The organism is Pseudomonas imrae (assembly GCF_046352735.2).
Lineage (GTDB): Bacteria > Pseudomonadota > Gammaproteobacteria > Pseudomonadales > Pseudomonadaceae > Aquipseudomonas > Aquipseudomonas imrae.
This window is the reverse complement of record NZ_CP110853.2, coordinates 906775-929255: the sequence shown is the minus strand read 5'-3', so window position 1 is coordinate 929255 and position 22481 is coordinate 906775. Positions and strand designations below refer to the sequence as shown.

Below are 22481 nucleotides of genomic sequence, written 5' to 3'. Positions count from 1 at the left end.
GCGCATGAGAACGCACAAGAAAGAGGTTTGAGGAGGGATAAAACTCGCCTGAATGTCGTCAAGCGGTAGAAATATGCGCGAGACTGCCGAAAAACCCGGCAGTCAGGCAATTAACGAGCGCCGACGATCAATTGATCGATTTTTTTCAGCGCGGCACGCAAGCCCTGGCTCTCGCGTGGTTTGTCGGCATAGACCATCTCGGCCATTTCCATAATTCCAGAAGCGCTGGGCAATGGCAGGTCCTGCTCAAGGATCTGCTTCATCCGCACAAGGAAGATCCATTGCAGCCACTGGTGAAAATCCAGCGTATCGACCGAAAACGGTTCGACGCTGCTCAGTGCCTCGGCGCTAGGCGATTTTTCATCCCACCAGCCCTGCAGGCGCAATTCACGCTCGATCAGCAATAGCTGTTCAGCGATCTGCGGAAAACGTGCATCCATCAGAGGCTTACCTTGGCCTTTTGACGAGCCTGGGCAGCACCCGCAGCATCACCCTGCTTCTCGCGAGCCTGGGCAATCAAGCCCCACAAGCTGGCCTGCAGATCAGGACGGCCATTGGCCATTGTTAGGCCACGACGCGCGAACTGTTCGGCTTGCGGCGCATCGCCCTGGGCCATGCGCACTTGCGCCAGGCGATAGAGCACTTGCGGTTCACGCGGCGCCACGCGCTGGGCGCGCTCAAGGCTGGAGGACGCACCGTTCAAGTCGCCGCCGGCTTGTTGTTGCTGCGCGGTAGTCAACAAAGCCAGCACGGGGCCGTCCAATTGCTCGTCGGCCGACAAGCCCCCGGCACTAGTGGAAGGAATTCCGCTCGGGGTGGAGGGCATGCTGTAGGAACCCTGATTGACCGGCCCGGGCTGGATTGGCGTGGACTCAACCGGACCCGGCGTGATCGGCCCCGGTGTAAATGGCTGGCTGCTGATTGGCGCGGAAGCCGTGGCACCACCGCCTGGCACCATTACCACCACACCCGACGCCTGAGGCACAGCTTGTGCGGTCGTGGGTGTCGGACGGGTGGTCACTGTCTGACGGAAACCACCCTTTGCCGAGATTCGATCGTTATTGGAAACAGCTGTACCGGCATCCACCACCGGGATGGAACCGCGCTGCACACTGGAGCAACCGCCGAGCAAAGCCAGCGTTGCAATAGCTGGAATCAACCACTTGTTCACTTGAAATCCTCTTTGCTTAATTCATCCAGCCCTTGACCCAATCCATTACCGATTCGGCGTCTGTGGGAATTGCGCTATTGCACGCCGGACCAGCTGGCGGCTCGCTGCCGCGAATATACGGCATCTGTACCGCACCCGGACAGTTGGCGTCGGAACCTTGGCCGGTTCGGGCATCAATCCAGGCCTGAACTATATTGTCTGGCTGCGGCATATTCAGGGGCAACGGGTCGGCCTTGCGCATGAAGCTGGTCCAGACCTGCAATGCCCCCGTGGCACCGGTGAATGGTGTCTTGCCATTGTCATCGCGGCCCAGCCAGACCACGGCGAGCAAGTCCTGGCTGAAGCCTGCGAACCAACTGTCCCGGGAATCGTTACTGGTACCGGTCTTGCCGGCCAGCGTCAGGTTGGCCGGCAACGAGTTATAGACCGAACGGCCCGTGCCTTCGCGCATTACCCGTTGCATGGCGTTCTGCACCAGATAGATCGACGCCGGGTCAAAGCGTTGTTGAATCTGGAACGGGTAACGCTTGAGCGGCTCCCCTTCTGCCGTCAGGACGCTACGAATCCCACGCATCGGCGTATTGAATCCACCGTTGGCAAGCGTCTGGTACATAGTTGCCACTTCCATCGGGCTCAAACCACCAGCCCCCAGCAACATTGAGGGAAATGCAGGAAACTCGCGGCTTACACCCAGTCGAGCCAGGGTCTTGAGCACGTTGGGCACACCCAATTCCAGACCCAGCCGGGCCGTCGACAAGTTGTAGGAATGCGCCAGCCCCTGGTACAGGAACACCGTACCGTGGGAGCGCCGATCATAATTCTGTGGTTTCCATACCTGACCATCTGCGCCCTTGACCGAGAATGCCTCGTCGGACAGCCAACTGGTCAACGTGTACTTGCTGGGTTTCTCCAACGCGGTCAGGTAGACCGCAGGCTTGATCAGCGAGCCTATCGGTCGCACGGCATCCAGAGCACGGTTGAAACCGGCGAAGCTGGCCTGGCGACTGCCGATCATCGCCTGGACTTCGCCCGTTTCCGGGTTAGTCACCACCATCGCGGCTTCGACCGCATCAGAGCCTTTACGCCCGGACAGTCGCTTGAATGTGTCAGCGACCGACGCTTCGGCCTTCATCTGCAGGATCGGGTCGAAACTGGTAAAGATCCGCAGGCCTTCCTCGGTCAAGTCCTCGTCGCGATAGTCTTCACGCAGTTGGCGCTTGACCAGGTCGATAAAGCCGGGGAACGAGCTGTCCGCCAACTTGCCACGAGTGGTCACACCCAGGGGCATTTTCTTGGCTGCGGCAATCTGTTCGGCCGTGGCAACACCTTGCTGCTCAAGCACATCAAGCACCAAGTTACGTCGTTCGAGGGCGCGCTCGGGGTTGCGCCGAGGGTTGTAATAGGACGGCCCCTTGACCATGCCCACCAGCAAGGCCACTTGATGCAGCTTCAGCTCGGCCAGCGGCTGACCGAAGAAAAACTGACTGGCCAGGCCAAAGCCATGCACCGCGCGCTGACCGTCCTGGCCAACGAATACTTCGTTGAGGTATGCCTCAAGGATTTCCTGCTTGCTGTAATGCAACTCCAGCAACATCGCCATCATGGCTTCAGTGAGCTTGCGGGTCAGGCTGCGTTCGCTAGTCAGATAGAAGTTCTTGACCAACTGTTGCGTCAGCGTACTGCCGCCCTGGGTCATCTTGCCGCCTGAAGTATTGACCCAGACAGCGCGGGCAATGGACTTTGGCGACACCCCCCAGTGACTGTAAAAGTCCCGGTCTTCCACCGCGACCAGCGTTTCCAACAGGTAAGGAGGCACCTGGTCGATCTTGATCAGGATGCGATCTTCAAGGTTCTTCGGGTAAATCCCGCCGATCAACAGCGGTTCCAGACGAACCACCGGTAATTTCCCACCGTTAAGCGACGAAAGCTCGGCGACGTAGTCTCCGGAAAAACGCACGCGTACCGGCTGCGCCTTTTCGAGGCCTTCATAGAACTGGAACCCCCTGGTGTTCAAGTCCACGGTATTACCGCTGACGGCCGCCGCGCCGGGACCATTGCTTACGCTTTCACGCCGATAGCCCAATGCATCAAGCTCGGTGAGGAAGTCTGCCTTGCTCAGCTTCTGGCCGGTGAACAGCTCCAGCGGGCGTGCATAGACCTTCGCGGGAATGGTCCAGCGCTTGCCAGAGAACTTCTCCTGAACCACGGCATCAAGGTAAACCGCTATGCCAGCGATCACCACCAGGCCAACCAGGCCAAGCTTGATCGCCCAGCCCAGCCAGGGGCGCAGGCTGCGGGATGGAGGTTTTTTTCGGGAACGAGGGGATCGGGTACGAGTCATGGCGGCGGATTATACGCACTTTATCGATGATCAACATGAGCCGGACAGCGGTTTGCACGACCGACGTGAGCCGCCATAATGGCCACTATTATTTCCCCCAGACTCCGAAGGATCGCCCGTGAGCCAGTCCCTGATTGCTGCCCTGCAAAACCCGGCCCTGTTTCCACATCCGGTAGAAGAGTTTCAAGTCATTGAAACCCATATTTCATGGGTTCTGCTCACCGGGCCCTATGCCTACAAGATGAAGAAGCCGGTGAATTTCAGTTTCCTCGACTTCACCCATCTGGACGCACGCCGCCACTTTTGCAACGAAGAGCTGCGTCTTAACCAGCGCCTGACGCAAGATTTGTATCTTGAGGTTTTACCGATCACCGGCAGCGCCGAAGCGCCGCAGCTCAATGGCAACGATGGCCCGGTAATCGATTACCTGCTGAAAATGCGCCAATTCCCACAAAGTCAGTTGCTAAGCACCTTGCAGGCCAACGGCGAACTGACCACCGCGCACATCGACGAAATGGCCCGGCAGATTGCCAAGTTCCATCTGAGTGCTCCGCAAGTCCCAGCCGATCATTCCGCCGGTACCCCGCACGATGTGATGGCGCCAGTACGCCAGAACTTTGAACAGATCCGCCCATTCCTCAGTGAAAAATCTGACCTGGAGCAGTTGAACGCGCTTGAAGCGTGGGCTGAAAGCAGCTTCACCCGCCTCAAGCCATTGTTCGAGCAACGCAAGCTCAACGGTTTCATCCGCGAATGCCACGGCGATATCCATCTGGGCAACGCCACCTTGATCGACGGCCACGTGGTGATCTTCGACTGCATTGAGTTCAATGAGCCGTTTCGCTTTACCGACGTCTACGCCGATACCGCTTTCCTGGCCATGGACCTGGAGGACCGCGGCCTGAAATCCCTGGCCCGACGCTTTATCAGCCAGTACCTGGAACTGACAGGCGACTATCAAGGCGTGGAGTTGCTGAACTTCTATAAAGCCTACCGTGCGCTGGTACGGGCCAAGGTAGCGTTGTTCAGCATGCCAGCCGAAGCCGCCGGGGTGCAGCGTGCAACGACTTTGCGCCAATACCGCAACTACGCGAACCTGGCGGAAAGCTACAGTGCAATCCCATCGCGTTTCCTGGCGATCACCCATGGTGTATCGGCCACCGGCAAAAGCCATGTGGCAATGCGCCTGGTGGAAGCCTTGGGCGCGATCCGCGTGCGCTCCGACGTGGAACGCAAGCGCCTGTTCGGCGAACAGACAATCGAAAACACCCCGCAGGCGGGTATCTACGCAACGAACGCCAGCGCTGCGACCTATACACGGCTGCACGAGATCGCCGACACCCTGCTGCGCGCCGGTTTCCCTGTGGCGCTGGATGCCACCTACCTCAAGCGCGAGCAACGCGACGCCGCCGCCAACATTGCGCAAGCTACCGGCGCTCCCTTTTTGATCCTCGACTGCAATGCCCCCCACGCCGTTATCGCCAACTGGCTTGCACAACGCCAAGCGGACCAGAACGATCCGTCCGATGCCACATTGGCGATTATCGAAGAGCAACAGGCCGCCCGCGAACCACTCAGCGCCGAAGAAACCCTGCTGAGCAAGCGTGTCGAGACCAATGAAAGCGGCACGCTGGACGCCCTGGTTGCACACATCCGCCAGCGCCTGCCAGGCCTGTAGGAAAACTATCTTGGCCGTGCAGCTGTGCGTAGCTCACGGCCGGGCGACAGTGATACTATAATGACATCACCCATCCGGCAGGAGACGCCGTTGTGAGCCAGCCGAAGCTTCTTGACTCTGCGCTTTATGTGCTGCTGCACAAAGATGATATTCGTGGCTTCAATCAACAGCGAGCCAGAGACGGCACCGTGGATATGCGCGGCGGCGACTTTCGCGGACTTGATCTGCGCGACCTGCATGCCGAGGGCGTGGATTTCACCGATGCGTACTTCCGCTCTGCCGACTTGCGCGGCCTGGACCTGCGGGGATGCTCCCTGGAAGGGGCCAGCCTGGCCCACGCACAGATTTCGGGGACTTATTTCCCAGTTGAACTGAGCGCCGACGAAATTCTCATGTCGGTCAATTTTGGTACCCGGCTGCGCTACCGGACCAAGTAATACCTGCACATCCATTCACGCCCTGCGCAGCGCAAGCCGGGCGTTTCACGCCTGCCCGCCGTCAAAAATCAAGCGCCAGCCTTAGAAGCATTTACGTCGTTTCTTAGCAAAGAACTACGCTTTTCCTACTGAGCGCTACACTCCTTTGCAGGCTTGCATGGTCACGATACCCACCGCACCTTCGGCCCGTTGCAAGGAGGCTTGATGAATGATGAGCTGCAACACCTGAAAAACCTGGGCAAGACGTCAGCGCAATGGCTGCATGCGGTGGGCATCCATAGCGCTTCGGATCTGCGGCGCCTGGGAGCGGTTGATGCTTACCGGGCGGTGCGGTCCCGCGGCTTCCGGGCATCCAAAGTGTTGTTGTATGCCATCGAGGGTGCATTGATGGATGTGCATTGGAATGACATACCGACAGAGCGCAAGGAAGCCTTGAATCGTCAATTCGAGACCTTGTCCGTGCGGCAGAAGAATTGAAAAGCCACGAATGCGCTACGTGCGCGAATTTCACACGAACGTTTGACGGAAATGGCAAAGAGCGCAAAACAAAGGTTGACTCTCAAATGAGAATCGTTATGATTATCACAACTGATCGCGAGATCAGCCGATAACTGAAAGACCATTGGTTCGGACTCTCAGATTATCTCCTCATCAGGCTAATCACGGTTATTTGACCCGGCTCTTGCCGGGTCTTTTTTTGCCTGCGCAAAAGTCAACGCGCGATGATCAGCGGATGCCCTCGCTCGGGATGTGGCTGCACTAATACATCCAGGCCAAACACTGCCTTGAGCGGCTCGGGACGCAGAACCTGGGCCGGGACATCAAGTGCATGTGGGCGGCCACTTTCCAGCAGCAGGATGCGGTCACAGTAGCGGGCGGCCAGGTTCAAGTCATGGAGGATCACCAGCACCGCGGCGCCACGATCAGCAAACCGGCGAATCGCCTGCAAAGTCGTGTGCTGATGCAGGGGGTCGAGCATCGAAGTCGGCTCATCGAGCAATAACGTCTGCCCCGCCTCACCCGGCCAGAGTTGCGCCAGCACCCGTGCCAGATGTACCCGCTGACGCTCGCCGCCCGACAAGGCCAAATAGCTGCGCCCGCTCAGATGGCTGACATCTGCGGCCTCTAAGGCAGCGCAGATAATATCATCGTCACGCACTTTGCCGGTCTGGTGCGGCAGACGCCCCATACCGACCACTTCCTCCACCCGAAAAGCAAAATCCAGGGTGGATGTTTGTGGCAGCACCGCAAGGCGCCGGGCGCGCTCTGCACCACTCCAGTGTTTCAGCTCGCGCTGATCCAACCATATCTGGCCCTGATCAGCGGGCAATTGCGCGCACAGCGCAGCGAGCAACGTACTTTTGCCTGCGCCATTGGGCCCCAGGACGCCCAGCACTTCACCAGGCCTGAGCTCCAGGCTCACATCGCTGAGAACGATCTTGTGCCCGCGAAGGATCTGCAGGTTTTCCACGCGCAGCATCAGGCACGACCTCGCAGCAACAGGTACAGAAAAAACGGGGCACCGATAAACGCGGTAACGATACCAATGGGCAGTTCCGCAGGTGCCAAGGCCAAGCGGGCCACCAGATCAGCAAACAGCAGCAGGCTTGCGCCGGCCAGCAGCGAAGCGGGTAAGAGCACCCGATGGTCAGGCCCCGCCAGCAGGCGTACCAGATGCGGCACCACCAGCCCGACAAAACCTATCATCCCCGCCGCCGCAACGGCTGCACCGACACCCAGCGCAGTGCAAAACACCAATTCACGCTTGAGCCGTTCGACATCGACTCCCAAATGACTGGCCTCAGACTCACCCAGTAACAAAGCATTCAGCGCCTTGGCCCGGCGCGGCAGCCACAGCGCAACGCCGGCACTGACCAGCAACAGCGGCCACAACCGCGAGTAACTGGCCCCATTCAAACTGCCCAGGTTCCAAAAGGTGAGTGTGCGTAACGTGGCGTCATCCGCCAGGTAGGTAAACAGCCCCACTGCCGACCCGGCCAGGGCCGTCAAGGCGATCCCAGCCAGCAACATGGTCGCTACGTTGGTCTGGCCGTTGCGCCGCCCTAGGTGATAGACCAGCGCGGTCACTCCCAGGCCACCAAGAAAGGCACACAACGACAGCAGATAAGGGCCCGATACGTCCGGCAGGCCACCCAGCAACGACCCTCCCACAATCGCAAGCGCTGCTCCCAACGCCGCACCGCTGGAAACTCCGACCAAGCCGGGGTCGGCCAACGGGTTGCGAAACAATCCCTGCATGGCAACCCCCGAAAGCGCCAGCACGCCACCTGCCGCAAGCCCCAATAACGTGCGCGGCAGGCGTATCTGGCCGAGAATTAGCTCGGCCTGCTCCAGACCCGCCGCTTCAATCGGCACGCCCAGCAAGCGCAAGGCGGCGCGCAACGTATCGATCAACGGCAGGCTGACCGGCCCCAGGGCCAGTGACAGCCAGATCGCCAGTACACATAACAGCGTCAAGCCGATAAACAAGGTACGCGGTTTAACCAGAGTACTCATGGAGCGGCTTTATCCTGAGAAGGGTAGAAGCCCTTGGACAGCCTCGTCAGGCTGGCCGGCAGCCGCGGTCCCAGGCCTCCTACCAGTAGCGTAGGATCCAACTCAAACACCCGGCCTTGCCGGGCTGCGGGCGTGGATGCAAGCACCGGGTTCTCCTTGAACAGCGCCTCGCGGGCGGCATCGCCACTGAGGGCGCGATCCGAAAACACCAGCACCTCTGGATTCAGGCCCGCCAAGGACTCAACGGAAAACGGCTTATAACCACTGTGAGTCGCCAGATTGCGCCCGCCTGCTTGTTGCAGCACCCAATCGGCAGCCGTGTCCTTACCCGCGATCAACGGCTTGCCGCCGGCGTGCCCCAATACCAACAGCACGCCTGGCTCTTGTTGTGTGGCCTGGGCATGCATCACCCAGTCTTTTTGCTGCTCTAGCTGCTGCTGATAACCGCTGAACAATACCAATGCCTTTTCATCGCTGCCCAGCAACCTGCCCAAGTGGTGCAGGTTGCGTTCAAGCGTCGGCAAGTCAGGCTGGGCCGAGAAGAGTTCCACAGTTACACCTGCCTTGCGGATCTGCGCCAGCACCGGCGGCGGCCCCATTTCCTCGGTACCCACCAGGATTTCCGGACGCAGGCTCAGAATGCCTTCGGCCGATAACTGACGCTGATAACCGATGCTGGACAAGGCCTTGAGGGATTCTGGATGCTGACTGGTGGTGTCGACCCCCACCAACTTTGACTCACCGCCCAAGGCCACGACCCATTCCGACAACGCACCGCCAGCGCTGACCCAGCGTTGCGCCAGCTCCGAGGCTTGCACGCCATGATTGATCAGCAGTCCGACAACAAGCGCGATAGCGCTGGCACTCAGGCGCATAAAAGGGTTTCCTTCCAAGGGTAGACCCGCTGGATCACTCGCCCATGTGACAGATCGACAAGACCTGGCATCGTAATGAGCACGCAGTCAGCTTACGGGCGAAGACAGCATTTGATAATTGTTTGCATTTGAACGTCAAGCGCCAGGAACACCGGCACAGCCTGAACAAACCTGCAGCCCTTTATCTGCGCGCCCGCCCCTCCGAGAGCCATCATGAAGTTTCTTTGCCCCTCACAAGCACTCGTTGAAGCCGGCAGTCGCGGCTTCGATATCGATGGCCGCAAGTTGTTTGCCGTGCGCCGGGGCGGCATCGCCTACTTCTACATCAATCGCTGCCCCCATCGAGGCATCCCGCTGGAATGGCAGCCCGACCGATTTCTCGATCAAAGCGCGAGCCTGATCCAGTGTGCAACCCACGGCGCGCTGTTTCTCGTGGAAAGCGGCGAATGCGTCGCCGGCCCTTGTGCGGGGCAAAACCTGACAGCCCTGCACGGTCGCGAAGACGAGCAGGGCTTGTGGGTGCAACTCTAGACGTCAAGCAGCACAGCCAAGGGCCGGTCGATGCAGATTTCCTGCTCAGTCACCCGTACACCGTAAGCCAGGACTTGCACCCCGGCTGCCTTGGCTTCACGCAGCGCGGCAGCGTAACCCGCGTCGATCTCCTCGGCGGGACGCACCCCATCAATGCCGGACAGATTGACACAATACAACTGCACCGCCCGTACGCCATCACGCGCCAGATGTGCAAGCTCGCGCAAGTGTTTGGCCCCGCGCTGAGTCACCGCATCAGGGAATGCGGCGATGGATGTCCCGTCAAATCCCAGCGTGACGCTTTTGACTTCGACATAGGCCGCGCCCAGGGGGTATTCCAGACGAAAGTCGATACGACTGTTCTCCTGCCCGTAGGCCACTTCACGCCTCAATCCGGTAAAGCCATTGAGCTCGCTGATAATTCCTGCACGTAACGCCTCCTCAACCAACTGATTGGCGCGCGCGGTGTTGATGCAGGCCAGGCGTCCTTGCGGGGTTTCGCTGATTTCCCAGGTGCCGGGCAATTTGCGCTTGGGATCATTGGAACGACTGAACCAGACCTGGCCACCTTCAACCATGCAATTGAACATCGAGCCGGTGTTTGGGCAGTGAATGGTGAGTAACTCGCCACCAATGGTTTCGATATCGGCCAGAAAACGCTTGTAACGACGGATCAGCCGGCCCTCTTCGAGGGGAGGATCAAAACGCATCAGCCTTGCCAACTCTTCAGGCCGCGGGCGATTCGTTCCACCGCTTGCTGCAAGCGTTCCAGGCTTTGGGTGTAGGCAAACCGCACATGATGACCGGCCTGATAACGCCCAAAATCCAGCCCGGGAGTAAAAGCCACATGCTCGGTCTCGAGAAAATGGCGACAAAATGCAAAGGCATCGCCGCCGAACGCGCTGATATCCGCGTACAGGTAAAACGCACCTTCGGGTTCGACTGCAATCGAGAAGCCCAACTCGCGCAGCGCCGGCAACAAGAAATCACGGCGCCGGCCAAATTCGGCTCGCCGCTCCTCGAGAATGCTCAACGTTTGCGCAGTGAAACATGACAACGCAGCATGCTGAGCCATGCTCGGCGCACTGATATAAAGATTCTGCGCCAATTTCTCCAACTCACCGACTGCCGCAGGTGGTGCTACCAGCCAACCCAAGCGCCAGCCGGTCATCCCGAAATACTTTGAAAAGCTATTTAAGACAAAAGCTTCGTCATCGACCTCCAGCACACTGCAGGCATCGGTGCCATAAGTCAGGCCATGATAGATCTCGTCCACCACCAAGTGGCCGTCACGCGCCTTGATCGCACTCGACAGCCCGGCCAATTCGTCACGCGTGAGAATTGTCCCGGTTGGATTGGCCGGGGAAGCAACCAATGCCCCGACACTGTCCTGGTTCCAGTGGCGCGCAACCAGGTCGGCGGTCAGTTGATAACGTACTTCAGGGCCTACCGGGACCAACTGGGCAGCACCCTCCACCAGGCGCAGGAAATGCCGGTTACACGGATAACCCGGGTCCGCCAGCAGCCAGTGCTTGCCCGGATCCACCAGCAAACTGCTGGCCAAAAGTAACGCTCCCGAACCGCCCGGCGTGATCAGAATTCGCTCGGGATCGATATCCAGGCCGTAACGCTGCTGGTAGAAGCCACTGATCGCTTCGCGCAGTTGCGGCAAGCCACGAGCGGCGGTGTAACGGGTCTTGCCATCAGCCAGCGCGGCCTGCCCTGCCTTGATGATGGGCTCAGCCGTGGTGAAGTCCGGTTCACCAATCTCCAGGTGAATCACATCATGACCTGCTGCCTGCAGTTCGTTGGCTCGCGCCAGCAACGCCATGACATGAAAAGGTTCGATAGCGCGACTGCGTGCGCTGTAGGGCTGAGCCATTAGCCTTCCTTACGGTTAAATGCAAACCCCGATTCTACCCAACCGGTAGCGTAAAACATGCCGTATTCCAAATGCATCACGGCAGATGTTCCGGGCAGGGCCTGGCAAAGCGGCTAAAATTATCGTTCAGGGCCTGTCTTGCTAGAGAGCTCGCGGTTTGCCACCCGCACACAAGGGTGCCTCGACAACCGGGAGTGGCGCACCCCGAATCTATCTGGTAAGTTCGCCCGCTTGCAGCCGCAGGGCCGGCAGGTGTCGGTAGTGTTGCAATCCTGCGCAATGGATTAGAAGAGTGAGAGGCGGTCTATTCATGTCCACCCAAGCAAAGCAACAGCAGACTCAAGGCCTCGGCGGCTTCGAACCCTACGTGGAAAAAAAGGGCGAGGAGTACATGGGCGAGCCCATGCGAGAGCACTTCACCAAAATCCTGAACAAGTGGAAACAGGATTTGATGCAGGAGGTCGACCGCACCGTTGACCATATGAAGGACGAAGCAGCCAACTTTCCTGACCCGGCAGACCGTGCCAGCCAGGAAGAAGAGTTCGCCCTTGAACTGCGGGCCCGCGATCGCGAGCGCAAGTTGATCAAAAAGATCGACAAGACCTTGCAACTGATCAAAGACGAAGAATACGGCTGGTGCGAATCCTGCGGCGTCGAAATTGGTATTCGCCGCTTGGAGGCCCGTCCGACCGCAGACCTGTGCGTAGACTGCAAGACCTTGGCGGAAATCAAGGAAAAACAGGTCGGCAAGTAATTACCGCCGGGCTGAACGAATGGGGCGTGCAAACGCCCCATTTTTGTTTCTGGCATTTGCGACTTTTCCAGTAATATCCAGCCCATGACAGCCTCCTCTTACATCGGGCGTTTCGCCCCCACACCCAGCGGCCATCTACATTTCGGCTCCCTGGTTGCCGCCCTCGCCTCCTATCTCGACGCTCGCGCCAACAATGGCTTGTGGCTGATGCGCATGGAAGACCTCGACCCACCACGAGAAGAGCCAGGCGCCCAGGCAGCAATTCTCGATGCCCTGGAACGCTATGGCTTTGAGTGGGACGGCGAACGGGTCCGACAAAGCGAAAGGCACGAGGCCTACGCCGAGGTCCTCAATCGCTTGTTCAACCAGGGTCTGGCTTACGCCTGTACCTGTTCGCGCAAGCAACTTGAGCCGTATCACGGCATTTACCCAGGCTTATGCCGCAACGCTGGCCACGGCCAGGTAGATGCCGCCATCCGACTGCGGGTACCGGAGCTGGAATACCATTTTACCGACCGGGTCCAGGGCCAATTCCGACAACATCTCGGCCGGGATGTGGGCGACTTCGTCATCCAGCGTCGCGATGGCCTGTATGCCTACCAATTGGCCGTCGTCCTCGACGATGCCTGGCAAGGTGTTACCGATATCGTGCGGGGCGCCGACCTGCTCGATTCCACCCCGCGCCAACTGTACCTGCAAGAATTGCTCGGCCTACCCCAGCCCCGTTACCTGCACGTCCCGCTGATTACCCAGCCAGACGGCAACAAGTTGGGTAAATCCTACCGTTCACCGCCGCTGGACAGCGATCAGGCCACCCCGCTGCTGCTCCGAGCATTGCGCGCCCTCGGTCAGCAGCCGGGGGATGAACTGCACCACGCCAGTCCACGAGAGCTGTTGGATTGGGGCATCCGCCACTGGGATGCCCGCCAGATCCCGCGGGTGCTCACCCTGGACGAAGCGCAATTGCACTGAAGACGCTTGCAGCCTGCCAGCCATCCGTTACCATCGCCGCAGTTTTTCAATCAGAGGCCAGTATGTATATCTATCGATTGGTCCTCCTGTTGGTTGTCGGGATCTATCTGTTTTCTCCCGCCATCATGGATTGGTGGATTGACGCCACAGGCGCCTGGTACCGACCCTATCTGCTTTGGCTGATTCTGATCGTGGTGACCTTCATTCTGCAGAGCCAAAAAGATGCCGATGAGCTTTAGCCTGACCCAGATGCTGCTGATCAGCGCCGCCTACCTGGCCACGCTGTTCGGGGTGGCCTGGATCAGTGAGCGTGGAATGATTCCACGGGCGATCATTCGCCATCCGCTGACCTACACGTTGTCGCTGGGCGTATATGCCAGTGCCTGGGCGTTCTACGGTACGGTGGGCCTGGCCTACCAATACGGCTACGGCTTTCTCTCCAGCTACCTGGGGGTTTCCGGGGCGTTCCTGCTGGCGCCGGTGCTGCTATACCCGATTCTGAAGATCACCCGCACCTACCAACTGTCGTCATTGGCGGATCTGTTCGCCTTTCGTTTCCGCAGTACCTGGGCGGGGGCGCTGACCACGATCTTCATGCTGATCGGCGTATTGCCGCTGCTGGCCTTGCAAATCCAGGCGGTGGCAGACTCCATTGGCATTCTCACCCAGGAACCGGTGCAACACCGGGTTGCCCTGAGCTTCTGTGCGCTGATCATCCTGTTCACGATCTTCTTCGGTTCAAGGCATATCGCCACCCGAGAAAAACACGAAGGCCTGGTGTTCGCGATTGCCTTCGAATCGGTGATCAAACTGATCGCCATCGGTGGCGTTGGTCTGTATGCGCTGTACGGCGTATTCGATGGCCCGCATCAGTTGGAGTTGTGGCTACTGCAAAACCAGACCGCCCTCGCCGCCCTGCACACGCCCCTGCAAGAAGGTCCCTGGCGCACGCTGCTGCTGGTGTTCTTCGCCTCGGCTATCGTCATGCCGCACATGTACCACATGACTTTCACCGAAAACCTCAACCCGCGCTCGCTGGTCAGTGCCAGTTGGGGTTTGCCGTTGTTTTTGCTGCTGATGAGCCTGGCGGTGCCGCTGATCCTCTGGGCAGGCCTGAAGCTGGGTGCTACCACCAAACCGGAATACTTCACCCTCGGCATCGGCATCGCCGCCAATAGCAAGGCCTTGGCGCTGCTGGCCTATGTCGGTGGCCTATCGGCGGCCAGCGGATTGATCATCGTCACCACTCTGGCACTGTCAGGCATGGCGCTCAATCATCTGGTGCTGCCGCTTTACCAACCGCCCGCCGAGGGCAACATCTATCGCTGGCTGAAATGGACGCGCCGGGCGCTGATCGTGGCGATCATCATGGCCGGCTACGGTTTCTACCTGATGATGGCTGCCGAGCAGGACCTGGCAAACCTGGGAATCGTTGCCTTCGTTGCCACCCTGCAATTCTTGCCTGGCGTACTGTCGGTACTTTACTGGCCAACCGCCAACCGTCGCGGGTTCATTGCCGGGCTGCTGGCAGGCATCTTGGTATGGCTGGTAACCATGCTCTTGCCGCTAGTCGGAAATCTGCAGGGGTTCTACATTCCGCTGTTGAACATGATCTACGTGTTGGACGACACCAGTTGGCATATGGCAGCGATTGCTTCACTGGCGGCCAACGTGCTGATGTTCACACTTACATCGCTGTTTACCAACGCCAGTCCTGAGGAAGTCAGTGCCGCCGAAGCCTGCGCGGTGGATAACGTACGCCGCCCGCAACGACGTGAATTGCATGCGGCCTCGCCTCAGGAGTTCGCCACGCAACTGGCCAAACCCCTCGGTGCCAAGGCCGCGCAAAAGGAAGTGGAACAAGCGTTGCGCGATCTATACCTGCCTTTCGATGAGCGCCGCCCCTACGCCCTGCGCCGCCTGCGCGACCGCATCGAGGCCAACCTCTCGGGCCTGATGGGCCCCAGCGTGTCCCAGGACATGGTGGAAACCTTCCTGCCCTACAAGGCCGGCGGCGAAAACTATGTTACCGAAGACATCCACTTCATCGAGAGCCGGCTGGAGGATTACCACTCGCGGCTTACCGGCCTTGCCGCCGAACTCGACGCCCTGCGCCGCTACCACCGCCAGACCTTGCAGGAATTGCCCATGGGGGTCTGCTCCCTGGCCAAGGATCAGGAAATCCTGATGTGGAACAAGGCCATGGAAGAGCTGACCGGCATTGCCGCCCAGCGGGTGGTGGGTTCGCGCCTGAATACGATTGGCGATCCCTGGAAGGAACTGCTCCAGGGCTTTATCAACCTGCCTGACGAGCATTTGCACAAACAGCACTTGGCACTTGATGGGCAAACTCGTTGGCTCAATCTGCACAAGGCAGCGATCGATGAGCCCCTGGCCCCCGGCAACAGCGGCCTGGTGCTATTGGTGGAAGATCTGACTGAAACCCAGATGCTCGAGGACAAGTTGGTCCACTCCGAACGGCTGGCCAGCATCGGTCGCCTGGCGGCAGGTGTGGCTCACGAAATCGGCAATCCGATCACCGGTATCGCGTGCCTGGCGCAAAACCTGCGGGAAGAGCGGGAAGAGGACGGCGAGATCATCGAAATCAGCGGCCAGATCCTTGAACAGACCAAACGCGTGTCGCGCATCGTGCAGTCGCTGATGAGCTTTGCCCATGCCGGAGGCCATCAAAATCACGATGAAGCAGTGTGCCTGGCCGAAGTCGCCCAGGATGCCATTGGGCTGCTGGCCTTGAACCGACGCAATTTCGAAGTACAGTTCTTTAATCTGTGCGACCCGGACCATTGGGTCGACGGCGACTCGCAACGCCTGGCACAAGTGTTGATCAACCTACTGTCCAACGCCCGTGACGCAACACCGGCCGGTGGCGCGGTACGCGTCAAGACCGAGGGTTTCGAACATACGGTCGATCTGATCGTCGAAGATGAAGGCAGCGGTATTCCACAGAACATCATGGACCGATTGTTCGAACCTTTCTTCACCACCAAGGATCCGGGTGAAGGTACCGGTCTGGGCCTTGCACTGGTCTATTCCATCGTTGAAGAGCATTATGGACAAATCACCATCGACAGCCCGGCTGACACCGAAAGCCAACGCGGCACCCGTATCAGGGTGACCTTGCCGCGTCATGTCGAAGCGACGTCCGCTGTGAACTGAGACCGTCGAGAGAACTGAATCAATGCCGCACATTTTGATCGTCGAAGACGAAACCATTATCCGCTCTGCCTTGCGTCGCCTGCTTGAACGTAATCAGTACCAAGTCAGCGAAGCCGGCTCGGTGCAGGAAGCACAAGAGCGTTTCAGCATTCCCACGTTCGACCTGATCGTCAGTGACCTACGCCTGCCCGGCGCACCTGGCACCGAGCTGATCAAGCTCGGCCAGGGCACTCCGGTGCTGATCATGACCAGCTACGCCAGCCTGCGCTCAGCAGTGGACTCGATGAAGATGGGCGCGGTGGATTATATTGCCAAGCCTTTCGATCACGACGAAATGCTCCAGGCAGTGGCCCGCATCCTGCGTGACCGGCAAACTGTCGGTAACAGCTCCGCCGAGCGCCCCGCCGGCAAGGCCGTCAACGGCACCGAAAAACCCGGCGCCGATAACTGCAACGGCGAGATTGGCATCATCGGTTCCTGCCCGCCCATGCAGGAGCTGTACAGCAAGATCCGTAAGGTGGCACCCACCGACTCCAATGTCCTGATCCAGGGCGAGTCCGGTACCGGCAAGGAACTGGTGGCCCGCGCCCTGCACAACCTGTCCAAGCGCGCCAAGGCACCGATGATCTCGGTAAACTGCGCCGCGATCCCCGAATCCCTGATCGAATCCGAACTGTTCGGCCACGAAAAAGGCGCCTTTACCGGCGCCAGCGCGGGTCGCGCAGGACTGGTGGAAGCGGCAGACGGCGGGACGCTGTTTCTCGACGAAATCGGTGAACTGCCGCTGGAAGCACAGGCCCGTCTACTGCGGGTGCTGCAGGAAGGCGAAATCCGCCGCGTCGGTTCCGTGCAATCACAAAAGGTTGATGTGCGCCTGATTGCAGCCACTCACCGAGACCTGAAAAGCCTGGCGAAAGTCGGCCAGTTCCGTGAGGACCTTTACTACCGGCTGCACGTCATCGCCCTCAAGTTGCCGGCTTTGCGCGAGCGCGGGGCAGATGTCAACGAGATTGCCAATGCGTTCCTGGTACGCCAGAGCGCACGAGTCAACCGGACCGACCTGAAGTTCGCCGCCGACGCTGAGCAGGCCATTCGACATTACTCCTGGCCTGGCAACGTGCGAGAGCTGGAAAACGCCGTGGAGCGGGCGGTAATCCTGTCGGAGAACCCGGAAATCTCTGCTGAATTGCTTGGCATCGACATCGAGCTGAGTGACCTGGACGACGAAGACTTCATCGGCCTGGGACCACAGCAGGGCGCAAGCAACACCAGCCACGAGCCAACGGAAGATCTGTCACTGGAGGACTACTTCCAACACTTCGTTCTTGAACATCAAGACCACATGACCGAGACCGAATTGGCACGCAAACTGGGTGTCAGCCGCAAGTGCCTGTGGGAACGCCGCCAACGTCTGGGCATTCCACGCCGCAAGACCGGGGTTGCCAGCGAAAGCTGAGGCGATCTAGATGGGGTAACACCCCAAACGTGAAAAAACTGTTACCTCAGATATTCACGTAACAAAAAGCCGGGGCTTACGGTAACGAAGCCCCGGCTTTTTTTGGCCCATCAAAAACCAGAACACGCCCCAAACCCCTTATTTTGCTGGGGATTGTAAAAGTTGGCACGCCCCCTGCTATATGCTTGGTACAAGAACAATAACAAGCACTGTACAAGACAATAAAAATAAGACGAATCGACTCACGCATAATAAAAACAACACGGCGGAGGCGCAGCTAACTGATTCTTTTGGAGAGGCGTTGCATTTGGGGCTTGCCCCGCAACCAGGCCGAGAACAACAAAAACTGCCCTAAGGCAGAGCCTGAACTGGTTGGATCATTGATCATAGCAACACAGCGACCAAAGCAATCCGTTTGCTCTTTACTCCCGATTGGGAGTGTCATGAAGGTGAAATCTCATGACAAGGGCGTTCAACAAAAACAAGAAGCCCGAAATCAATAATAAAAATAGAGCACGCAACTACTTTCTGGGGGAGCTTCGGCTCCCCTTGTAGTTTCCGCAATCCAGCTTCTGAATTTGCCCCCTCGTTTAAGCCTCTGGCTCAACGCTTGCAGCTAGTTCCTACACCATCCCCTGACTAAATGCTAGAATCCCGGCCCATCATGCGGTCATTCTTCGTTTTGGCCGAACATTCCTTCAAACAGTGCATCCCATGCTGAAGAAGTTGTTCCAGTCATTCCGTTCTCCCTTGCGTCGTACGCAACACATTCGCAGCACGCCTGAAGTGCTCAACAGCAATCAACATTCGCTGCAGCGCGCCCAGTTCAGCCGTTATGCGGTGAACATTGTCGAACGCCTGCAGAACGCTGGTTACCAGGCCTATCTGGTCGGCGGTTGCGTGCGCGATATGTTGCTCAACATCACCCCTAAAGATTTCGACGTCGCTACCAGTGCCACGCCAGAACAGATACGCGCCGAGTTTCGCAATGCGCGCATCATCGGCCGACGCTTCAAGCTGGTGCACATCCACTTCGGTCGCGAGATCATCGAAGTAGCGACCTTCCGCGCCAATCATCCGCAAAACGATGAAGATGAAGACAGCAACCAGTCTTCGCGCAACGAAAGCGGGCGAATCCTGCGCGACAACGTCTACGGCACGCTGGAAGACGACGCGCAACGCCGCGACTTCACCATCAACGCCCTTTATTACGATCCAGTCAGCGAACGCATCCTCGACTACGCCAACGGCGTACATGACATTCGCAACAACCTGATCCGCCTGATAGGCGACCCGACGCAGCGCTATCAGGAAGACCCGGTGCGGATGCTGCGCGCAGTGCGCTTCGCTGCCAAGCTGAACTTCGGCATCGAGAAACACACGGCTGCGCCGATTCGTAACCTTGCACCGATGCTGCGGGAAATCCCCTCGGCGCGCTTGTTTGAAGAAGTGCTCAAGCTGTTCCTCTCCGGGTATGCCGCTGACACCTTCGAAATGCTGGTGGACCTGCAGTTGTTCGACCCGCTGTTCCCAGCCAGCGCCGACGCCCTGGAACACAACCCGACCTACACCCACACCCTGATCAGTGAAGCGTTGATCAACACCGACCTGCGGATCAAACAGAACAAACCCGTGACCCCGGCGTTCCTGTTTGCCGCCTTGTTGTGGCCAGCTTTGCCGGCTCGTGTCTTGCGCCTGCAAAACCGTGGCATGCCACCGATACCGGCGATGCAGGAAGCAGCGCACGAACTGATCGCAGAGCAGTGCCAGCGCATTGCGATTCCCAAGCGCTTCACCATGCCGATCCGCGAGATCTGGGACATGCAGGAGCGCTTGCCGCGCCGCAGCGGCAAACGCGCCGACCTGTTGCTGGACAATCCGCGCTTCCGTGCCGGCTACGACTTCCTGCTGCTGCGTGAAAGCGCCGGCGAGCAGACCGACGGCCTGGGTGAATGGTGGACCGACTATCAGGACGCCAACGACAGCGAGCGTCGCGAAATGATTCGTGACTTGAGTGGCAAGGGCGATACCAGCAGCGAAGCACCGAAAAAGCGTCGGCGCAGTAGTGGCAGCAAGCGCAAGCGCAGCGCCGCCGACACATCAGGTGAGTAGCTACGGTGGAACGCATCTACATTGGCATGGGCAGTAACCTGGCTGCCCCGCAGCAGCAATTGCACAACGCTATAGAAGCGCTGGCGCAATTGCCCGACACCACCCTCGTCGGTGTGTCGGCGTTTTATCAAAGTGACTCTCTGCTCCCAGGTCAGCCGCGCTATACCAATGCGGTTGCCGCCCTGGACAGCAATCTCGCGCCACTCGCGTTGCTGGACGCCCTGCAAGCTATCGAAAACGACCAGGGCCGCGAACGCCTGGTGCGCTGGGGTCCACGCACGCTCGATCTGGATATCCTGCTGTTTGGCGATCGACTGATCGACGAGCCGCGCCTCAAGGTACCGCACTACCAGATGCACCTGCGTGCGTTCGTGCTGTACCCGCTGGCTGAACTGGCACCTGCCACGCTTCAACTACCGGATAAGCAAACCCTCGGCGACTTGCTTTCAGCCTGCCCGTTTGTCGGCCTGGAACGCGTGACTCAAGCCTGACTCGATCGATGTAGGAACTGGCTTGCCTGCGATAACATCACCTCGGCAGCACTGAAAGACCGAGTTGCCTACATCGCAGGCAAGCCAGCTTGTGTCTTGCGTCGCGCAAACCACACTCAACATGCTGAATCGCATCAGTAACACGGGTAACACCGCCAGCGTAACAATGCGGTAACACATCCAATTGACTTCCGGTGTCCTCCTCACGACTATAGGCGTCCCGCTGTCGCCAACCCGGCGCTAAAGGGCGCAATCCAGGCCTTATAAGCACTGCTCTCAAGAAAGTGCGCCTGTATAAACGAAGACTCACGCGCGTTACTCGCTGTTTCCAAGCGCCTGAATGAGGACCCTTTTCATGCCAGACATTACCCTGACCACCTTGCAGAGCCTCAAACTCAAAGGTGAGAAAATCACCATGCTGACCTGCTATGACGCCACTTTTGCCCAGGCTTGCTGCCAGGCCGGGGTAGAAGTGTTACTGGTGGGCGACTCCCTGGGCATGGTTCTACAAGGGAATGACAGCACGCTGCCCGTCACTACCGCAGAAGTTGCCTATCACGTGGCCAGCGTCAAACGTGGAAACGACGGGGCCTTGATCATCGCCGACCTGCCGTTCATGGCCTACGCCACCCTTGAGCAGACCCTGAGCAACAGTGCACAACTGATGCAGGCTGGTGCGCACATGGTCAAGCTGGAAGGCGCCGCCTGGTTGGCGGAATCGATTCGCCTGCTGGCCGAGCGTGGCGTGCCGGTGTGCGCCCACATGGGCCTGACACCGCAATCGGTCAATATCCTCGGCGGCTACAAGGTCCAGGGCCGTAACGAAGCCCAGGCGCGGCAGATGCGTGCCGATGCCATCGCCCTGGAACAAGCCGGCGCTGCCATGATTGTGCTGGAGTGCGTACCCAGCGAATTGGCCGAAGAAATCACCCAGGCCGTGAAGATCCCCGTCATTGGTATCGGCGCCGGTAGCGCCACCGACGGCCAGGTACTGGTTCTGCACGATATGCTTGGCTTGGCGCTCACCGGCCGCGCACCGAAGTTCGTCAAGAACTTCATGGCTGGTCAGGACAGTATCCAGGCCGCCTTGAGCGCCTACGTCACCGAGGTCAAAGCCGTTACCTTTCCTGGCATCGAACATGGATTCTCTGCATGAACACCGTCAAAACCCTGCGTGAGTTGCGCGCTGCCGTGACTCACGCGCGCAGTGCCGGCAAACGTATCGGCTTCGTTCCCACCATGGGTAACCTGCATGCCGGTCACGCCACGCTGGTAACCAAGGCGGCCGAACAAGCAGACTTCGTGGTCGCGAGTATTTTCGTCAACCCGCTGCAATTCGGGGCCGGCGAAGATCTGGACAAATACCCCCGTACCCTCGCAGCAGATCAGGAAAGACTGCTGCAGGCTGGCTGTAACCTGCTGTTCGCGCCAACCGTCGATGAGATGTACCCCGACGGCATGGCCGTCCAGACCCGGGTCAGCGTGCCGCATCTGTCCGAAGGCCTGTGCGGCGCCAGCCGTCCGGGGCATTTCGAAGGCGTGGCGACCGTGGTCAGTAAGCTGTTCAATATGGTTCAGCCCGACATGGCGGTATTTGGTCAGAAGGATTACCAGCAACTGGCGGTGATTCGGGCCATGGTGCGCGACTTGAACATGCCGATCCAGATTATCGGCGAACCTACCGTCCGTGCCGAAGACGGCCTCGCGCTGTCATCGCGCAACGGCTACCTAAGCGAAGAACAACGCGTCATTGCCCCGGTGCTGTATCGCAGCCTCAGCCATATCGCCAGCGCCATCGAGCACGGTGATCGGGATTTTGCCAGGCTGCGCGCCGAGCAAATCCAGAAGATCGAGGCTGCCGGCCTGCGTATGGACTATCTGGAAATCCGCCAAGGCCAGCACCTGCGCCCGGCCAGTGCCGAGGATCGGGACGTGGTCATCCTTGTCGCCGCCTACCTGGGCGCGACCCGGCTGATCGACAACCTGCACCTGAATCTTCCCGCCTGAATAACCCTTTCGTAGCACAGCCTGGACGGCCGGTATAAAAAAGTACCGGCCACAGCGCAGACAAAGCCAAGACAGATCGA

General features: G+C 59.0%; 20 protein-coding genes. 12 read left to right on the top strand and 8 right to left on the bottom strand.

Going from position 1 to position 22481, the window contains the following annotated elements; translation table 11 throughout:
* Window positions 1-110: 110 nt before the first annotated feature.
* The 3 genes from OQ460_RS04095 to mrcB are packed head-to-tail and all read right to left on the bottom strand — an operon-like array spanning window position 111 to window position 3512.
* Window positions 111-440, bottom strand: coding sequence for a YqcC family protein (locus OQ460_RS04095; protein WP_410020616.1), 330 nt, complete (start codon window positions 438-440; stop codon window positions 111-113).
* Window positions 440-1171 (bottom strand): hypothetical protein, encoded by a 732-nt coding sequence (locus OQ460_RS04090; protein ID WP_410020615.1) that lies wholly within the window; start codon window positions 1169-1171, stop codon window positions 440-442. Before OQ460_RS04090 ends, OQ460_RS04095 begins: the two co-directional genes overlap by 1 nt.
* 16 nt (window positions 1172-1187) lie before the next feature.
* Entirely contained in the window at window positions 1188-3512 is a 2325-nt protein-coding gene (gene mrcB, locus OQ460_RS04085; protein ID WP_410020614.1) for a penicillin-binding protein 1B, read from the bottom strand.
* Between the two features lie 118 nt (window positions 3513-3630).
* On the opposite strand from mrcB, the gene OQ460_RS04080 reads away from it, so the two are divergent.
* The 3 genes from OQ460_RS04080 (at window position 3631) to OQ460_RS04070 (ending at window position 6104) form a co-directional block, all read left to right on the top strand.
* Complete coding sequence (locus OQ460_RS04080) at window positions 3631-5190, top strand: AAA family ATPase (protein ID WP_410020613.1); 1560 nt, start codon at window positions 3631-3633, stop codon at window positions 5188-5190.
* A gap of 92 nt (window positions 5191-5282) precedes the next feature.
* A complete protein-coding gene (locus tag OQ460_RS04075) occupies window positions 5283-5627 on the top strand; it encodes a pentapeptide repeat-containing protein (RefSeq protein WP_410020612.1) in 345 nt (114 codons plus the stop codon).
* Window positions 5628-5831: 204 nt separating this feature from the next.
* The gene (locus OQ460_RS04070; protein WP_410020611.1) at window positions 5832-6104 is read left to right on the top strand and encodes a TfoX/Sxy family protein; all 273 of its coding nucleotides are present in this window, start codon (window positions 5832-5834) and stop codon (window positions 6102-6104) included.
* A 235-nt stretch (window positions 6105-6339) separates the two neighbouring features.
* Here OQ460_RS04070 and OQ460_RS04065 read toward each other — a convergent pair whose 3' ends face one another.
* From OQ460_RS04065 to OQ460_RS04055, 3 genes are read right to left on the bottom strand one after another with little or no spacing between them, the layout of a single operon-like run.
* Window positions 6340-7050, bottom strand: a complete 711-nt coding sequence (locus OQ460_RS04065; protein ID WP_410021922.1) for a heme ABC transporter ATP-binding protein — start codon at window positions 7048-7050, stop codon at window positions 6340-6342.
* Between the two features lie 56 nt (window positions 7051-7106).
* Window positions 7107-8144 (bottom strand): FecCD family ABC transporter permease, encoded by a 1038-nt coding sequence (locus OQ460_RS04060; protein WP_410020610.1) that lies wholly within the window; start codon window positions 8142-8144, stop codon window positions 7107-7109.
* Window positions 8141-9019, bottom strand: a complete 879-nt coding sequence (locus tag OQ460_RS04055) for a heme/hemin ABC transporter substrate-binding protein (RefSeq protein ID WP_410020609.1) — start codon at window positions 9017-9019, stop codon at window positions 8141-8143. The genes OQ460_RS04060 and OQ460_RS04055 overlap by 4 nt, the downstream gene beginning before the upstream one ends.
* Before the next feature lie 213 nt (window positions 9020-9232).
* On the opposite strand from OQ460_RS04055, the gene OQ460_RS04050 reads away from it, so the two are divergent.
* Window positions 9233-9550 carry a Rieske (2Fe-2S) protein gene (locus tag OQ460_RS04050; RefSeq protein ID WP_410020608.1) on the top strand — a complete coding sequence of 106 codons (318 nt, stop codon included), beginning with the start codon at window positions 9233-9235 and terminating at the stop codon, window positions 9548-9550.
* Here OQ460_RS04050 and sfsA read toward each other — a convergent pair.
* Window positions 9547-10260, bottom strand: coding sequence for a DNA/RNA nuclease SfsA (sfsA, locus tag OQ460_RS04045; RefSeq protein ID WP_410020607.1), 714 nt, complete (start codon window positions 10258-10260; stop codon window positions 9547-9549). The two genes, OQ460_RS04050 and sfsA, sit on opposite strands and share 4 nt — an antisense overlap.
* Window positions 10260-11432: a pyridoxal phosphate-dependent aminotransferase gene (locus OQ460_RS04040; protein WP_410020606.1), complete on the bottom strand. Its 1173-nt coding sequence runs from the start codon at window positions 11430-11432 to the stop codon at window positions 10260-10262. Before OQ460_RS04040 ends, sfsA begins: the two co-directional genes overlap by 1 nt.
* A gap of 310 nt (window positions 11433-11742) precedes the next feature.
* Between OQ460_RS04040 and dksA the strand changes: the two genes are divergently transcribed.
* The 8 genes from dksA to panC all read left to right on the top strand — a co-directional run bounded on the left by dksA (window position 11743) and on the right by panC (window position 22401).
* Entirely contained in the window at window positions 11743-12186 is a 444-nt protein-coding gene (gene dksA, locus OQ460_RS04035; protein WP_003194150.1) for an RNA polymerase-binding protein DksA, read from the top strand.
* An 84-nt stretch (window positions 12187-12270) separates the two neighbouring features.
* The gene (gene gluQRS / locus OQ460_RS04030) at window positions 12271-13158 is read left to right on the top strand and encodes a tRNA glutamyl-Q(34) synthetase GluQRS (RefSeq protein WP_410020605.1); all 888 of its coding nucleotides are present in this window, start codon (window positions 12271-12273) and stop codon (window positions 13156-13158) included.
* Between the two features lie 222 nt (window positions 13159-13380).
* Window positions 13381-16335: a sensor histidine kinase gene (locus tag OQ460_RS04025; RefSeq protein WP_410020604.1), complete on the top strand. Its 2955-nt coding sequence runs from the start codon at window positions 13381-13383 to the stop codon at window positions 16333-16335.
* A gap of 22 nt (window positions 16336-16357) precedes the next feature.
* Window positions 16358-17791, top strand: coding sequence for a sigma-54-dependent transcriptional regulator (locus OQ460_RS04020; protein WP_410020603.1), 1434 nt, complete (start codon window positions 16358-16360; stop codon window positions 17789-17791).
* A 714-nt stretch (window positions 17792-18505) separates the two neighbouring features.
* Window positions 18506-19903 (top strand): polynucleotide adenylyltransferase PcnB, encoded by a 1398-nt coding sequence (locus OQ460_RS04015; protein WP_410020602.1) that lies wholly within the window; start codon window positions 18506-18508, stop codon window positions 19901-19903.
* A 5-nt stretch (window positions 19904-19908) separates the two neighbouring features.
* Window positions 19909-20394 (top strand): 2-amino-4-hydroxy-6-hydroxymethyldihydropteridine diphosphokinase, encoded by a 486-nt coding sequence (gene folK, locus OQ460_RS04010; RefSeq protein ID WP_410020601.1) that lies wholly within the window; start codon window positions 19909-19911, stop codon window positions 20392-20394.
* Window positions 20395-20749: 355 nt separating this feature from the next.
* Window positions 20750-21550: a 3-methyl-2-oxobutanoate hydroxymethyltransferase gene (gene panB, locus OQ460_RS04005; protein ID WP_410020600.1), complete on the top strand. Its 801-nt coding sequence runs from the start codon at window positions 20750-20752 to the stop codon at window positions 21548-21550.
* A complete protein-coding gene (gene panC, locus OQ460_RS04000; protein ID WP_410020599.1) occupies window positions 21547-22401 on the top strand; it encodes a pantoate--beta-alanine ligase in 855 nt (284 codons plus the stop codon). The genes panB and panC overlap by 4 nt, the downstream gene beginning before the upstream one ends.
* Window positions 22402-22481 lie beyond the last annotated feature (80 nt).